Source organism: Alteromonas sp. G5_S2_22_S1 (assembly GCF_054968525.1).
In genome coordinates, this window is record NZ_JBQKUJ010000005.1 from 249,093 (window position 1) to 262,720 (window position 13,628).

Below are 13,628 nucleotides of genomic sequence, written 5' to 3' on the forward strand. Positions count from 1 at the left end.
TAAATACTTAAAACGCAAAAGGAGTCCTAATGAGTTCAGGTGGTGTACATTATTTCTTTGAAGGCTTTTCGCTTATCAAAACGAAAGGGCTAAAGCGTTTCGTATTTGTGCCCCTTACTATAAATCTAGTGCTATTTTCAGTGGCCTTTTATTTTCTGTTTGGTCAAATTGAAATGGGCATTGCCTATGTCATCGACCTTGTCCCAGAGTGGCTCGGTTGGATTAAAACAGCCATTAGCTTCTTTTTGTGGCCTTTGGCGGTTATAAGTGTTTTGTTAATATTCGCGCTTATTTTCGGCACACTCGCGAACTGGATTGCCGCACCGTTTAACGGCGTACTCTCTGAAAAAGTTGAGCGCCATCTTACCGGTCAAGATTTAGGTGATGAAGGTGTCATGTCGCTTGTAAAGGACATCCCTCGTACCGTAGGCAGAGAACTCACTAAGCTTATTTGGTACATCCCCCGGGCAATCGGTTTCCTTCTGCTTTTCATCTTTTTACCCATCATTGGGCAAGTGCTGTGGTTTTTGTTCAATGCGTGGATGATGGCTATACAGTATTGCGACTACCCTTACGACAATCATAAGGTCGACTTCACTCGCATGCGATTGCACCTAGGCGAACACAAAGGTAAAGCACTGACTTTTGGTATGATGGTGAATGTCTTTTCGCTTATTCCTGTCGTCAACTTTATTATCATGCCGGTTGCGATTTGCGGTGCTACGTCTATGTGGGTTCGAGAACTTAAACACACGCTCAATAAGTAGACTGCGTTGTATCTGATATGCTCTGCACTCACCTGTATTAGGTAAGTGCAGAGTAATTTTGAGCTTTGTTAGGTACAAATTTACGGCTACTGCCCGTTAAAGGTTTCATATTCCGCCAACCAATGCGCCGCTTCTTTCTGATTGCCATTGCGATGAAATGCTTGGAAGAAATTCATAGAAATTGGTCGCTGTGCGTTTTCTTTTTCTAACTGCTGCTGCCACAACACTAGATAGAGAGGCGGTATGACACCGCTATCGTGATGCTCCATAAACGTTATTCTGCGACTGGGTTTATAGCTGTTTTTCCCCAGTACCGAGCAGGTTTTGGCCCGCGCAATGATCGTATTAGGGTCTATTGCTAACCAACCCTCTACCGTTTTATGAGGTGCGTACCAATACTCAGAGTCTACGATCAGGTTCGGTGGCATAAAATCGCTAATGCCATCCTCGTCACAAAGCTTATTCGCCATGCTGCGCCCAATAGGATATTCATCAGCAAAACCGGCAAAGTGTGCCAACTCATGGACAAACACAGAATAGGCATCACTAATATCTAAATACATTACACCATTTTGAACGTTGGCTTTCCCCTGCTCTGAAACCACAACAGCGTGACTAAATTTATGCTTTTTAGCAATGTTCGATAAAGGAGTAATATTGCATCCTAAAACCCCCGTATTTTGGTAATTCGGGTGGCAGTTAAGGGCATCGGCTTGAAGCCAGATAGGCTTAGCTAAACATATTGAAAGCGCTTGAAGCCGTGTATCCGCTTTGAACGAGCTATAAAGGCTGTGAGCACGCATAATGGTAGCTAAGCTAGTGGCAAATGGCTGTATACGCTGGAGACAGTCAGGGTTATCTAACCACGTTGGCGGTGTGGGCTGACTTGCCAACTGACCTAAAGTGTACGGCGTGTAAAGTTGCACAGCTTCTAACGCCTTTTCAGCCTGCGCATGCCCTTGTTTAGCAGCAAACGTAAAATGTTCTTTCGCTTGTTGATGTTCACCTTCATCCCACAACAATCGCGCATATTTAAACGCGCTTTGCATATCTAATGTCGCTGTGGCCGCTAGAAGTGGCTTGGCCAAATGTTGTTGGCCGTGTAGCAAGTACCAGTCTGCCAATGCAGCTTGCGCAGGTAAGTATTGCTGCGACGCCGCTCGAACCAGCCACTTCTCGCGCTTTTCTGGCGACTCAGTAGACATTGCAAAAGCAAGCTGGGCTTCGGCCACATCACCTAGCGCCGCCAAACGCATAAAGCGCTGCGATGCTCCCTCTTCGCCAAGTATTTGGTAAAGCAGCCAGGCAGCATCTGCATTTTCAAGATTTACCAACTTTTCTAAGTAATACGTAGCGGTAGCTTGCTCGATGCCGCGAGTTGAGGAAAATTTGGCATTATATGCTGCTTCAAACTGCTGGAGTAATGTAGCCTGAGCGTCTTTGCTGCCTTGTTTGGCCGCAAGCCAAAGTAGCGCTAGTGCTTCATCAGTTTGAGTGGCTAAAGGGGTTGATACACTTGGGGCTTCGTTATTGGATGAGCTGGCAGGTGTTAGCCCTTCGCTATCGTTTATCGGCTGGATCACGCTCAGGGCGTTTGCTATTAACTGAGGAATGTAACGTCCACTGTCGCCCGCAACAATAAGCAGTGCGAACACTGCTAAAAATAAGCCTCGCATAACCTTGGTCGATTACTCTTCGCTTACCGGCGCGCTCGATGCTCTATCGCGCAAGCGGTTTAGCTCCATTCGAGCGTATCGGTGTTCAACGTAATCAAACACGTTGGTGCTTAGCGCAAGTTTAAAGTAGTTAGATGCCACGCCACTGTTGCCTTGTTGCATATGAAACTTACCCAGATAAAAATACGCTTCGCAAAGCCTGTCTGTGAGTGCTTTTTGGCTTTTCACGCCGTCTAACAGAGAATTCAGTACGTCATTTTCGGTAACAGTACCTAGAAACAAGTCGACTAATGTCGTGGCCCAATGCTCGTTATCTAACGTTGGTCGAATTGAAGCTAGGTAAGTCTGCCCTTCTAACGCAGACACATCGTGGTGAGCGAAATAGGCCCACAATGCACGAAACGGGTCACTATCATCTTTTTCAAAAAAAAGGTTTAAGTCGTTAGTTGCAAGCTCAGCACGGCCCCCGTAGTACAACGCAATCCCGCGATTTAAGAACGCAAAATCATATTCTGGGTTAATTTCAAGGGTTGAGTCGAACGCGTCGTACGCTTGAATAAAGTCACTTTGTTGAATGTAGTGTATACCCATAGAATTATAGGCTTCGGCCAAGTCTGGCTTAAAGTTGATGGCCTGGGTGTAATCGAACTGAGCGAGACCCGGTAGGCCAACGCTGTCGTAAAGCATGCCACGCTGAAAGTGCAATTCTGCTTTATCTTCGTCGGAAAGCGCAGGGCTGGTAAGCACTTGGTTGTAGCGAACAATGGCCATTTCAGAACGTGGATTAACGGGTGCAGGCTCTGCTAAAAGTAGATTTCCCATTTGAGGTCTTTCAGAAACAGGAGGTGTTTGCGCGCAACCGGTTAAAATAGCAGCGAATAAAGAAAAAAAGATGAGACTAACGTTTCTGCACATGGTAAAAAAGCATTCTATAAAAAAAGAAAAAACCGCCTGAGTATAAAGTATACGCTTGTCGCGGCGCTAATGCCGCCAACCTTCTCGCATTTGATGATAAAAGTAAAGCGTATTGGGTGGTTAACACAGGTAGCTATGAAGAAAAATAATTTAGAACAACTATCACAACTTGCTTTTAACGCACAGAAAAACTCTCATTCACCTTATTCCAATTTTAAAGTTGGTGCCGCAGTGCTTACCCCGAGTGGAGAAACCTTTGCTGGGTGTAACGTAGAAAGCGCGGCCTTCCCTTTAGGGCAATGTGCAGAAGCCACTGCTATTGGCAATATGGTTGCGCAAGGCCAGAAGCGCATTTCACACATCGTTATTGCCAGCCCAAACGAAGAATTTTGTTTTCCATGCGGCGGTTGCAGACAAAAAATTGCAGAGTTCGCGCCAGATGAAACCCCGGTAACCATGGTTAGTCAAAGCGGAGAGAAGTTTGAAACCACCATCGGCGAATTGCTTCCCAATGCCTTTAGGGCGCACGATTTAGACAAGTAATTTTAAATAATCATATTCTGCATTTAACGAGGCTCAGGCCGCTTCCAAACCAGCCAGCCTCGTTTTTGCGTTTCTATACATCTGTACGACGCACTTATATATCAGCACATTAACGGCTTAGTAGACTGTTTAATAGACAATATTCTTCCCTGACCATCGAATCCTAGCGCAACTTGAGTCCCTACGTTGATATCCCCCTCTATACGACCATTGATATTCAACGATGTAATAAGACTCTCAGAAACGATAACTTGCTGATTTTTACAATTCACCAATAGCCAATAACCATCTTGCGATTGCAATGTAGCTGGCTGCTGAGAAACAGCTCTAGCAACCAAACTACTCTCTACATATTGGCGAGTATAGGCATTAAAGCGGGCTTGATAGTCGTCATTGAGATTATTAGCCAACAATTCATCTTCACCTTCAAAACCGTGATAATGAACAATATCTACACTATGTGCAGCAGTTTGCATACCTTGCGAGTGACGGCTTTGAAATGTTCCGATGTTGTACACACCGAGCATGGCAACAATAGCGAAAGCCACAGCGGTAAATCGAAGAGTTGATGACGCGAAATAGGCGCGGAGATACGAAAACGCCGCAGCGAACATACGTTCTGTGTCACTTCCGTTTGCTCTAGCTTTGTTATGTCCGAGCACATTGGTACGTACCCGCGCGTTTGCCTTTTGAGTTGTTAAATCATTTTGCTTTTGTACCAGCTGGCTGCGTCTGAACGCTTCTTGTAGTTCTTTATCTGAGATAGACATGATTACAATTTCTCCAGCATAATTTTAAGACTGTCTTTAGCATATCGAATTCGTGTTTTAACCGTTTCTTTTTGAGCGCCGCACATATCAGCTATTTGCGATAAACTAAAACCTTCAAACTGCAGTGAGAGCGCCTCTTTCTGTTTGTAAGGCAATTGCGCTAAACATGCTTTAAAACGTCTTTTTCTAACCCTTTAGCCACGTCATCTTCTACCGAAGACTGCGCGTGCTTTACCAACTCAGAAACGGTAAATGCTTCTACAGCTTCGTTACTATATTCAAGCTTGGCGTTTTTACGGAATTCATCAATAAGGGCTCGCCTTCCAATGGTAAACAACCAAGCTTGAAAATTATCGCCGCTTTTAAATAAATGGCGGTGCTCAATAACTTTTATCCATGTACGCTGACATATATCTTCAGCTATGGAGCTGTCGCTTAATACCTTAAGAAAATAAAATAGCTTGGTACTGTGTAAATCAAAAAGTGCGGCTAACGATGCTTCATCACCTTTTGCGCTATATTGCAGCATTAGCCTTTCACTCACTCCCAGCGCTCTTTCGCGCTTACCTTGAAACAGGCTTTGCAAGCTTGCGCCTATACTCATAGGCTATCCTTATTGTTCTAGTTTAAAATCTAATACTACAACCATACCCGGTTGACTAACAGGTTTACCGCCGTCCAGCTTAGGCTTGTACTTCCATTTTTTTAGCGCGCGGCGTGCTGCTCTGTCAAACACACGCTTGGGCTCAGAATCTAATACCTTTATATCCGATACAGCGCCGCTAGCACTTACCGTAAACCCAAGCTTTACCCAACCTTCAACACCATCTCGACTCGCCTCTGGCGGATACGTAGGATCAACCCTGAACTGAGGCGTAGCCTGCATATCACTTTGAGCACTATTGAGATTTATTGATAAATCTAACGCCGTATTAGGAACCTGTGTGTTTATTTCGAAATTACCTGGGCCGTCATTTGGCTCAGGGTCGATCTCGACCTTTTTTTGCGGCGGCGTTTTGATGACTTGCTCAATAGGCGCAATGGGCTTTTTAGTAATAGTTCGTTGATCTTCAGGCTGATAGATGATGGGTTCAAAAAACACAGGCGGCGCTTCGCTTATATTCACCTTATCTTGCCTTATCAGCTCTGCCATTAAAACGAATAAACCAGCAGTAACCACTCCCCCTGCAAGAGCAATAGTGGTTGCGTTGATAGCCCGCTTCTGGAAAGGCGCTTTTGCGAAAGGTAGTAGGCTAGGTTGTACCAGACCTTGTGAGTTAGCGCGTGGTAGGATTGTTGTTTGCATATTGTTCCCCCCTTTTTTCACTAAACGGAGGAACTAAAGAAAAGGGGTGAAAATATTTATTACTTTCCTGCAATTGGCCTTACAGCTTTTAAAGCAAGCTTAGCATGCCTTTAATCATTATTTTCATCTTGGCGCTTATTCAGCTTCGCTGCTGCCATAAAACCAATAATAAAAATGGCGAAGATAACCACGCCTACCCAAATCAATACGTTAAAAAGAAAGTCCATGTTATTCCCTAATCACAGTTTTGTGATTCAACTTTATCATTTATTTGATTGAGTAGGAGAATTAGATCACCCAGCCTTTTTATTACATAAACAATGTTATCAAGATTTTACTACACCAATCGCCATTACAGACTGACCATCTTTAATGGCTGGCATTTGATTAACCATCATAATTTTAGCGAGAAAATGCTGTTGAATTTCACTTTGCTGGTTCTAGGTTTGATACTTCGTCAATTTCTGACTGTTCATTACTTCGCTCCTGCATTGCTAACTGAGCATTAGAAACTTTTTTAATCATTAACCAGGTTACTAATGCTAAAGGAATTGAAATAACTTCTGAGGCCTGTGACACCAAGTTCACATTCATAATTTCAGAGATTTCTTCCGCTCTTCTAGACATTCTAAATGCCGCCTGCCCCACCATGCTATTCGCAATCCAGAAAAACCACCAGATTCCCAAGATAGAGCTTACTTTTTCTACTGGCCAATTAGTTGGGTTTTGACTTGCCTGCCAGATTTCTTTCATCGCTTGATAGGGCTTCCACAGCGAAACAATGGGAATGAAATAAAAACCTATCGACCAGCCTGGCGAAAACACCATATCTATCGCACCAAATTGACGTGCATTTTGATTTGCTTGATAAATCCATCTTAAAATTAAAACGCCAGAAACGATAAACACGCCAAGGTAAGAAAAAGCAATAACGGCTTGCCTCATGTCATTAGCTTCCGCATCGGCCACCGCCATTTCTTGGCTAAAATAAACGCCGTTTTGGAAGTCTGTTAAAAGCTGGTACTCCATTAAATTTGAGCCGATAGCCACAAAAGCCAGAACAACTTGAAAGCATAGAAAGTATTTAATCCACGCTATAAGGTTTGTAGGGTCTTTGAATTCTTCTTTTTTATCTGACATTTATATTTGCTACCTTTCGTATTTGCCACTTTTCTAAGATAATTTATCTGCTTTCGCCGATGCTATTGTTTATTTTTATTATTCAATACCTACTGCTATCACGATTAAAGAGCGTTTATTTACTCCCTGGCGTTTAATTAAGTTTTTTATTTTAGTCTGTTCTCTAAAAGTTCCTGAACCGGCTTTGGCAACGCATTACGGGCCTTACGAGTGATCCTAACTTCATTTTTTTGCCATAATATTCCTACATACACCACGCCTAACCCAATTGCCGTTAACGCAATGGGAAAAAGCCAACTGTCCTTAAACACGTTGGATGCTAAGTGCCCAAGATAAAAACAACAGCCTAATGCGCCAAATATCACAAATACTTTTCGAACCAATAATGCGCCTAGCCCTACTAGGACTAGGTTTATACAGAAATAGAAAAACTTTGAAACTTCGCTGTCTGAGTTTTGGCTAGTAAGCCCGCCCCAAAACGCAATAACGCCGAATAAATATAACCAAAATGCGTAGTCGGCAGTGTGCCTTGACCGCAAGTCAACCCAAAAAGCCAGTAAGGTCATAAACATGCCGAAGTACATGGATACTTGTGCGCGAAATTCCCATGTATAGGAATTCCAGATATCGTCTTGGTCGATGAGAAGCATGACAGCATCCATACTGATGTACCACAGTGTTACTGCTATAGGCATTATCAAAAACGGATACTTGTAGCGCCAAGCTACTATCATGCCGGTCACCAATGTGCCTAGCTCCATGTACAACCACAGCCATTTAACGCGTGTATGAAACTGACGATAGACTGTATCGTCCTCGGGCCAAAGGCCAAGCCATTGCTGAAAACCATAAATAGCAATCGGCGTTAGACATACGACAAATGTTGCGCAAATACCTGCAGGAATAATTAGGTTTTTATTTGCTAAAGAGTTAGTAAGTTTTAACCCTACGCCAGCGTAGAGCAATGATATGAAGATGATCCCCAGCCCCCCAAACTCTTCCCACCCTAAATTCATGAACAAAGTCATGGCGCCAATAGCGATAAGACCGCCCAGATAATAAAGAATGTGAGTAAAGGTGAAAGCGGGAGCATGCTGGCTTTCTGCCTGAAAGAAGCTGTAGAGGTCAATGCCCTGCTGTTCAGAGATGATATTCTTCGCGACTGCTTTTTGAATACTTGTTTTCGATACTTCCATGTACTTCTCTGAATTAGCTTGTAGAATTTAGAACTTTTACTTTACTGGGTTATAAGTAAATAGCCAGCCTAGAGAAGTTACAGAGTATTACTCGTTGCTTTTGCGTAAGCCTTCTCAGATTTGTTCCACATTAAGTGGCCAAAAGCGACACCTGCAATAGGGAAGATGATTAAAGCAGTAATTGGGCGTACCCAAATATTTTCCGATGGTTCAAGAAATTCCATCAAAAAGACCCAGAGGATGGCTGTAGACACGCCCCACCCCAAAACACCGTTTACTAAAACGAAGCGCTGTTTGCCTTTTTCTCGTATTTTCGCCCACTTATTCATATTCATGAAACTATCCTTTTTAGATATTACGCAATCAGTACAAGGCAAACAAAAACAACTATTAAGCTAACAAAACCAACAGCAACGGTTCTTCCTTCATCTCTTCCCGCACGAGGATATTTACCCAATGTTAAGAGATTAAGTACCACGTGACCTGTACCTTTTAAAACAAATTCAATGATAGCCTCTACGACTATCCACTTGAGTATCCGAAGTATAAAGCGGCCCAGTGGTTCTAAAACGTCTTCCATAACTTTATTGCCCTAAATCCTTATACGTGCTCAATCACAAGTGCTTTTGTTGAATAGTGGCTGTCTTTTAATTTTGTCGCTAACGACGCCCTTTACTCGGTATTCTCGTTCGTCTAACGGCGGGACTATAAGCCAATTTCACCAATAAAAATCAAGGTCCACATAGCCAACACTGCAATAAAATTGATGGTAAACACCATACCACGCAACCTGATGTTATCTGTAAATATTTGAACAATACTGTGCAGCACTCTGCCAATCACAAACACCCAAGCCAAGTAGATTTGCATACTATCTATTGCTTCACCCGTTGCGATAAGCAACACGCAGGCAATGTGAAAAAATATCGGCCATTCAAATTGGTTGCTTAAGTTCGCGCTGATTTTAGGCTGAATAGTGTGAAAAAGGTTTGAGCCGTTTTTGCTTTGCCCCACTCCCCACACAGCCGGTGCGCGAGTTACGGTTAATAACGCATAAAGCAAGGTACACCAAACGATGTGAAGGAACACGGGAGTGAGAAGTGTGCTCATAACTGCTGCATAGTACCGGTATGTTCTATAATTCTATAAAGAAACTGCTTTAACACGCCGTTCACTGTCAATGTAGTAAAGTGAGTATCCCTTAGCTTTTAATTGTTCTCGCAGCGTTAAAAGGTGCTCTATATCTCTTTCAATCACTATTAGTTTTTTAAAACCTGTTGCATCTATCGCAGAAAGGAAAGCTTCACCATTGGTTCTATCAATCTGCTTACCGTCAACAATATAGCTAGTATCTGTAGACATTAACAACATGCCTTTCCCAGCTGACTTCGGTGGCTTATTAGTAGAGGCACAGCCAATCAAAAGAAAACAAACGGCAAAGATAAAAATCCAATTTTTCATAAATACTAATCTCTACTCAAAATCTCGGTGAAAAAGTAACATTAAGTTCAACGTCTTACCACTACTCCTCATACTTTCTTATCACTGCCACTTTACCACCTTTAATTTCTAACACTTCTAATGTTTGATACTGCAGTTCAATTAGCGCTTTAGTTTGCGGGTGAATGCCCGTACTCGTTGTAGTATATGAAATAGCTATCGCATTGTGTGCGGTTATAACGTGGTTTATGCTGTTAAGTCTGAGGTATTTTGCGTAATCATTCTCTTACTGCCGCTATAGTTTTCATAAAACTGCTTGTGTGCAGTATAAGAGAACGTATCGTCTCTTTTTGTATATTGGCCAATCCAGTCTATTAACATGGATAAATTATCATCTTGAGCTTGTTTGGTCTTGTGTTTATGGGGCTCCCAAGGCCGTGCTTTCGCGTTACCAATACACAACTCAACGGGTAAATTCATAAATATTATTTCAGTAGACTGTGCCTCTACAAGCTTAAGCAGGTCTGTGTAACACCCTTCAATTACCCAGGTTTTATTAGAAGCGGTAAAAGCTCGGATCTCTTGTTCCGATTCTTTAATCGACTTCCTTTCTGGCGGGCTTGTAGGTTTCCATGCAAGGGTATCGAGGTCTAAATGTGCTAAACCGTGTGTTTCACACAAACGGCGCGCTAGCGTAGATTTGCCAGAACCGGAGTTTCCGAATATTAAAATTTTAGTCAAATCTCGGTCCCATCTTAAAGCCATTAGGTACTTGCGAGAAGAACGCTTTTAAGCGTTTATTTTCCATACCTTTCTTTAATTAACACATCAAAGTACTGGGTATCGTTTACGCATTCGTCGCTGTTTTTGGCGAAATCGCTACTGCACCCAGGGTTACAAAAGCCAACGGTATAGCCCCTGTATTCTGTAAGCGAGTCAGGCTTTACTGGTTTGCCAGATCTAGGGCAGAACTTGTTGATGGGTTCCATTGATTTTTCTCTGTCGCTAGTTAAGAGATACAACTTATATCGTAGATGCCGTAAAAGCTAAAAATATGCGCGTCTTTCACGAATAGAATACGACATATCGCACTTTTCACAAGCAATGTTCCAACTACCGAGCCGCTGAGTAATGTTTAACTCACCAGCACATATTGGACAAACTTCATCAAGAAAGGTACTCGGAACGCTACGCCTTAAGCGCTTTGAAAAAAACGTAATGATAGGCCAGAGGTTATCATCGATAGTAATCGTTAAGTCGTCTCTTAGTTCTTCACAAAACGAAGTGAAAATAAGCTCGTCATGCTCGGCCTTATTAGTTGGGTCTTCGACGCGTGAAGCTAAGACATCGAGTATTTCTTGATAGCGTTCAGGCCAGCGCTCTTTGTCAATATTTTGCTTACAGTCTAATAATTCTTCAATGGTATAACTTGAAAAGTTGGGTCTGCTCATGACTTCATCCTTGCGGTTTGTTCTATAGTTTATAAGTCGATTGCGAACAGCCGAGAGCTTTAGCGGCCCCACGCTAATTTCAAATGGAAGAATTACATTTTTTAGCTACTGCCAACGATTAATTCCCTGCTTTACCCGCTTCAAGTATTGGAAGACCAGCTTCGGTTGGAATATAGATGCGTTCACCCTTTCCATCTTGAAGCCCCTTAATCCATACGTAACGAAGGTATTCTTCATTTCCCTTAAGAGATTCACCGATGATTCTATTAGCCTCAGCAGCAGCTTTTGCACGCTCAATATCCGCTTGTCCCTCAGCTTTAGCTTGTACAATTTTCGCTTCACCCTCTGCTTGAGCCAATGTTACTCTCGCTTTCGCCTGCATCAGGGCCGCCTGCTCTCTAGCTTTGGCTTCTTCAATCAGTATTTGTTTGCTCCACTCTGCTTCTTTTAGTGCGGCAATACCGTCCATCTCTTTTTTATATACTTTGTATTTTGGCCAACCCCAAAATAATGCTGCAATAATCAATACAACTGATACCACCAAAAATACTAGACTTCCGAAAGCTATAGCATGTCTATTTGGGTGCATGTTCTCTCCTGCTTTTTATTGTTATTAAACTTTTTAACATTAGGGGGCATGATTGCTGACTCTATAAAAATGTAACCCTAATTGCCTATTTAATGTTGAACATTGTGTTAGCAACGCACTGACAATTTAAACTTTAAGTTCTCTTTCACAGAGGGCCACTCTGTATTAATAATTGAGAATACAACGGTGTCTCTATAACCACCATTTGGCAATCTTTGATGATTCCTTAGCACACCATCCTGTTTAGCACCTAAACGCGCAATAGCAGTACGTGAAGCTTGGTTATGCCAGTTTGTTCTGAACTCTACAGCGATAGCTCCGAGACTTTCAAAAGCGTGGGTAAGAAGAAGTAGCTTACATTCGGTATTGCATGATGTTTTCTGATAGCTTTTGCTGTACCAGGTGTAACCAATTTCCACCCTTTGATTTAAAAGGTCAGCATTACAAAAGCGTGTTGAGCCGATAACCTCTCCGCTCGCTTTGTCTATAACCACGAACGGTAACGATAGCCCTTTGGCTTTCTGCTCTAATGCTGACGTAATATAGTCATCAATAATTTCAGCGCTTGGTACAGAGGTGAACCATAGCTTCCACAATTCACCGTCCGTCGCTGCATTCACTAAGGCGTCAGCATGTCCCATTGTTAAGGGAGTAAGCGTTATATTTTCAGATTCTAACTCTACATCGTTAAACCACATTTTACTTTCCATGTATATTTGAATGTATGTTGCTAAGCATACAATGACTCCAAAAAGTACGTTATACCTAACGAGACAAATACTAGCGATGCATTAATTATTGCACGAGCAATCCAACTAAACTGGCCGTACGATATCCCGACCGCTTTTGAAACTATAACTACCAAGCCCATTAGTCCAAACCACGGCGTGAAAAATAAAACGATTTTCCACTTTATAATTGATACTGCGATATCGTGAAGAGCACCGCTGACAAGGAATGTAACAAGGATAGCTAAAGAAACAGGCAGAAAACTCGCAAGTGGACGCATAATATTGCGCGATAAATAGTAACCCCAGATAGGATTCCAATGCCGCCAAAACACCTGAAAGGACCTTGCTCCGAAAGCGCGGGAAAGCATGTTTGTCATGGAGCCACTTGCCCCTAATGGAACCCCATTTCGTTTTTTAACATATTGCGCAAGAGACAGTGTGCTTTTCATGGTAAGTCAGTCCCGAAATGAGTACCCGTTTACGAACGAGTATATATCTATAAGTAGTTGAACCTACCAACTGTTAGAGATGTATGATGCTAAATCAAAAAAAGCATCGACCTTATCTCCGCGTTTGTTCCAGTTATCATGAGTATGAGGCATGCCCTTTACCTCAATCCTTTCATGTTTTTTCATTAGCTCTATTCTTAACAGTGCACGTTCTTTTTCATTTAGCATTAATGACTGTATTTTTTCTAGTTCGCCAGTGTCTAACCAAATTGCACCACAGCTTGGGCACTCATCTATCTCTACCGCATGGAGCGGGCTATAAAACCTGCGCAACATCACGGTATCAGGGCATTTAGGACAGGAAATCCGTTTATTTAGAGAATCGAGCTCGTAATGAAACTGGCTAAGGTGCTTTGCTAACACATTCCCTCTTTTTTCTTGCGGATTTTCAAAGTTACTTAATGTTTGATTTTCGAGTAAGACACCGCCACATGCTTTGCTGTAATAGACAGGAACTTTACCAACTATGACTCTTTTTAGCGGTGTTTGCGTTCTTGGGCACTTCATTTTTAAAATTTTGTCTAAGTCTTCTGATGTCATTTCAAGTCCGTTTAATTTAAATTTTACTTGTAAGGTTCAGATCTAGGATTAATCA

Annotated in this window: 20 protein-coding genes; 2 read left to right on the forward strand and 18 right to left on the reverse strand. The window is 42.4% G+C overall.

The window, feature by feature from the left end; translation table 11 throughout:
- Positions 1-29: 29 nt before the first annotated feature.
- Positions 30-767, forward strand: a complete 738-nt coding sequence (cysZ, locus tag ACTRWF_RS08150) for a sulfate transporter CysZ (protein WP_015067193.1) — start codon at positions 30-32, stop codon at positions 765-767.
- 86 nt (positions 768-853) lie between these two features.
- Here the strand turns inward: cysZ and ACTRWF_RS08155 are convergent, their stop codons facing one another.
- Both ACTRWF_RS08155 and nlpI read right to left on the reverse strand, forming a co-directional pair.
- Positions 854-2,443, reverse strand: a complete 1,590-nt coding sequence (locus ACTRWF_RS08155) for an SEL1-like repeat protein (RefSeq protein WP_024016288.1) — start codon at positions 2,441-2,443, stop codon at positions 854-856.
- A gap of 12 nt (positions 2,444-2,455) precedes the next feature.
- Positions 2,456-3,358, reverse strand: coding sequence for a lipoprotein NlpI (gene nlpI / locus ACTRWF_RS08160; RefSeq protein ID WP_012518334.1), 903 nt, complete (start codon positions 3,356-3,358; stop codon positions 2,456-2,458).
- 135 nt (positions 3,359-3,493) lie between these two features.
- Between nlpI and cdd the strand changes: the two genes are divergently transcribed.
- Positions 3,494-3,901, forward strand: coding sequence for a cytidine deaminase (gene cdd, locus ACTRWF_RS08165; protein WP_334060511.1), 408 nt, complete (start codon positions 3,494-3,496; stop codon positions 3,899-3,901).
- Between the two features lie 101 nt (positions 3,902-4,002).
- Here the strand turns inward: cdd and ACTRWF_RS08170 are convergent, their stop codons facing one another.
- The 16 genes from ACTRWF_RS08170 to ACTRWF_RS08245 all read right to left on the reverse strand — a co-directional run bounded on the left by ACTRWF_RS08170 (position 4,003) and on the right by ACTRWF_RS08245 (position 13,573).
- Positions 4,003-4,671: a hypothetical protein gene (locus ACTRWF_RS08170; RefSeq protein ID WP_462835354.1), complete on the reverse strand. Its 669-nt coding sequence runs from the start codon at positions 4,669-4,671 to the stop codon at positions 4,003-4,005.
- 2 nt (positions 4,672-4,673) lie between these two features.
- Positions 4,674-4,826 carry a sigma factor-like helix-turn-helix DNA-binding protein gene (locus tag ACTRWF_RS08175; protein WP_462835355.1) on the reverse strand — a complete coding sequence of 51 codons (153 nt, stop codon included), beginning with the start codon at positions 4,824-4,826 and terminating at the stop codon, positions 4,674-4,676.
- A 5-nt stretch (positions 4,827-4,831) separates the two neighbouring features.
- Positions 4,832-5,275 carry a sigma factor gene (locus ACTRWF_RS08180; protein WP_462835356.1) on the reverse strand — a complete coding sequence of 148 codons (444 nt, stop codon included), beginning with the start codon at positions 5,273-5,275 and terminating at the stop codon, positions 4,832-4,834.
- A 9-nt stretch (positions 5,276-5,284) separates the two neighbouring features.
- Positions 5,285-5,977, reverse strand: a complete 693-nt coding sequence (locus ACTRWF_RS08185; RefSeq protein WP_462835357.1) for a TonB family protein — start codon at positions 5,975-5,977, stop codon at positions 5,285-5,287.
- A 426-nt stretch (positions 5,978-6,403) separates the two neighbouring features.
- The gene (locus tag ACTRWF_RS08190; protein WP_462835358.1) at positions 6,404-7,117 is read right to left on the reverse strand and encodes a DUF4328 domain-containing protein; all 714 of its coding nucleotides are present in this window, start codon (positions 7,115-7,117) and stop codon (positions 6,404-6,406) included.
- 146 nt (positions 7,118-7,263) lie between these two features.
- On the reverse strand, positions 7,264-8,313 hold the full coding sequence (locus ACTRWF_RS08195; protein ID WP_462835359.1) for a DUF2157 domain-containing protein: 1,050 nt from the start codon (positions 8,311-8,313) through the stop codon (positions 7,264-7,266).
- 77 nt (positions 8,314-8,390) lie between these two features.
- Positions 8,391-8,648 carry a hypothetical protein gene (locus ACTRWF_RS08200; RefSeq protein ID WP_015067183.1) on the reverse strand — a complete coding sequence of 86 codons (258 nt, stop codon included), beginning with the start codon at positions 8,646-8,648 and terminating at the stop codon, positions 8,391-8,393.
- Positions 8,649-8,668: 20 nt separating this feature from the next.
- Positions 8,669-8,893, reverse strand: coding sequence for a hypothetical protein (locus ACTRWF_RS08205; RefSeq protein WP_157316046.1), 225 nt, complete (start codon positions 8,891-8,893; stop codon positions 8,669-8,671).
- Between the two features lie 125 nt (positions 8,894-9,018).
- Positions 9,019-9,423, reverse strand: a complete 405-nt coding sequence (locus tag ACTRWF_RS08210; protein ID WP_462835360.1) for an MAPEG family protein — start codon at positions 9,421-9,423, stop codon at positions 9,019-9,021.
- Positions 9,424-9,456: 33 nt separating this feature from the next.
- Complete coding sequence (locus tag ACTRWF_RS08215; protein ID WP_462835361.1) at positions 9,457-9,774, reverse strand: hypothetical protein; 318 nt, start codon at positions 9,772-9,774, stop codon at positions 9,457-9,459.
- Between the two features lie 225 nt (positions 9,775-9,999).
- Positions 10,000-10,494 carry an AAA family ATPase gene (locus ACTRWF_RS08220; RefSeq protein ID WP_462835362.1) on the reverse strand — a complete coding sequence of 165 codons (495 nt, stop codon included), beginning with the start codon at positions 10,492-10,494 and terminating at the stop codon, positions 10,000-10,002.
- A gap of 305 nt (positions 10,495-10,799) precedes the next feature.
- Positions 10,800-11,204 (reverse strand): hypothetical protein, encoded by a 405-nt coding sequence (locus tag ACTRWF_RS08225; protein ID WP_015067177.1) that lies wholly within the window; start codon positions 11,202-11,204, stop codon positions 10,800-10,802.
- Between the two features lie 118 nt (positions 11,205-11,322).
- On the reverse strand, positions 11,323-11,793 hold the full coding sequence (locus ACTRWF_RS08230; protein WP_015067176.1) for an SPFH domain-containing protein: 471 nt from the start codon (positions 11,791-11,793) through the stop codon (positions 11,323-11,325).
- A 107-nt stretch (positions 11,794-11,900) separates the two neighbouring features.
- Positions 11,901-12,491: a GNAT family N-acetyltransferase gene (locus tag ACTRWF_RS08235; RefSeq protein ID WP_462835363.1), complete on the reverse strand. Its 591-nt coding sequence runs from the start codon at positions 12,489-12,491 to the stop codon at positions 11,901-11,903.
- Positions 12,492-12,523: 32 nt separating this feature from the next.
- Complete coding sequence (locus ACTRWF_RS08240) at positions 12,524-12,973, reverse strand: acyltransferase (protein ID WP_462835364.1); 450 nt, start codon at positions 12,971-12,973, stop codon at positions 12,524-12,526.
- A 63-nt stretch (positions 12,974-13,036) separates the two neighbouring features.
- The gene (locus ACTRWF_RS08245; RefSeq protein WP_462835365.1) at positions 13,037-13,573 is read right to left on the reverse strand and encodes a zf-TFIIB domain-containing protein; all 537 of its coding nucleotides are present in this window, start codon (positions 13,571-13,573) and stop codon (positions 13,037-13,039) included.
- Between the last annotated feature and the right edge of the window lie 55 nt (positions 13,574-13,628).

Coding starts and splice junctions, on each gene's coding strand:
- ACTRWF_RS08210 (WP_462835360.1), bottom strand. CDS start 9,423: ATGAGCACACTTCTCACTCCCGTGTTCCTTCACATCGTTTGGTGTACC.
- ACTRWF_RS08195 (WP_462835359.1), bottom strand. CDS start 8,313: ATGGAAGTATCGAAAACAAGTATTCAAAAAGCAGTCGCGAAGAATATC.
- cdd (WP_334060511.1), top strand. CDS start 3,494: ATGAAGAAAAATAATTTAGAACAACTATCACAACTTGCTTTTAACGCA.
- ACTRWF_RS08155 (WP_024016288.1), bottom strand. CDS start 2,443: ATGCGAGGCTTATTTTTAGCAGTGTTCGCACTGCTTATTGTTGCGGGC.
- ACTRWF_RS08190 (WP_462835358.1), bottom strand. CDS start 7,117: ATGTCAGATAAAAAAGAAGAATTCAAAGACCCTACAAACCTTATAGCG.
- ACTRWF_RS08245 (WP_462835365.1), bottom strand. CDS start 13,573: ATGACATCAGAAGACTTAGACAAAATTTTAAAAATGAAGTGCCCAAGA.
- ACTRWF_RS08205 (WP_157316046.1), bottom strand. CDS start 8,893: ATGGAAGACGTTTTAGAACCACTGGGCCGCTTTATACTTCGGATACTC.
- ACTRWF_RS08185 (WP_462835357.1), bottom strand. CDS start 5,977: ATGCAAACAACAATCCTACCACGCGCTAACTCACAAGGTCTGGTACAA.
- nlpI (WP_012518334.1), bottom strand. CDS start 3,358: ATGTGCAGAAACGTTAGTCTCATCTTTTTTTCTTTATTCGCTGCTATT.
- ACTRWF_RS08170 (WP_462835354.1), bottom strand. CDS start 4,671: ATGTCTATCTCAGATAAAGAACTACAAGAAGCGTTCAGACGCAGCCAG.
- ACTRWF_RS08240 (WP_462835364.1), bottom strand. CDS start 12,973: ATGAAAAGCACACTGTCTCTTGCGCAATATGTTAAAAAACGAAATGGG.
- cysZ (WP_015067193.1), top strand. CDS start 30: ATGAGTTCAGGTGGTGTACATTATTTCTTTGAAGGCTTTTCGCTTATC.
- ACTRWF_RS08230 (WP_015067176.1), bottom strand. CDS start 11,793: ATGCACCCAAATAGACATGCTATAGCTTTCGGAAGTCTAGTATTTTTG.
- ACTRWF_RS08200 (WP_015067183.1), bottom strand. CDS start 8,648: ATGAATATGAATAAGTGGGCGAAAATACGAGAAAAAGGCAAACAGCGC.
- ACTRWF_RS08235 (WP_462835363.1), bottom strand. CDS start 12,491: ATGTGGTTTAACGATGTAGAGTTAGAATCTGAAAATATAACGCTTACT.
- ACTRWF_RS08225 (WP_015067177.1), bottom strand. CDS start 11,204: ATGAGCAGACCCAACTTTTCAAGTTATACCATTGAAGAATTATTAGAC.
- ACTRWF_RS08215 (WP_462835361.1), bottom strand. CDS start 9,774: ATGAAAAATTGGATTTTTATCTTTGCCGTTTGTTTTCTTTTGATTGGC.
- ACTRWF_RS08180 (WP_462835356.1), bottom strand. CDS start 5,275: ATGAGTATAGGCGCAAGCTTGCAAAGCCTGTTTCAAGGTAAGCGCGAA.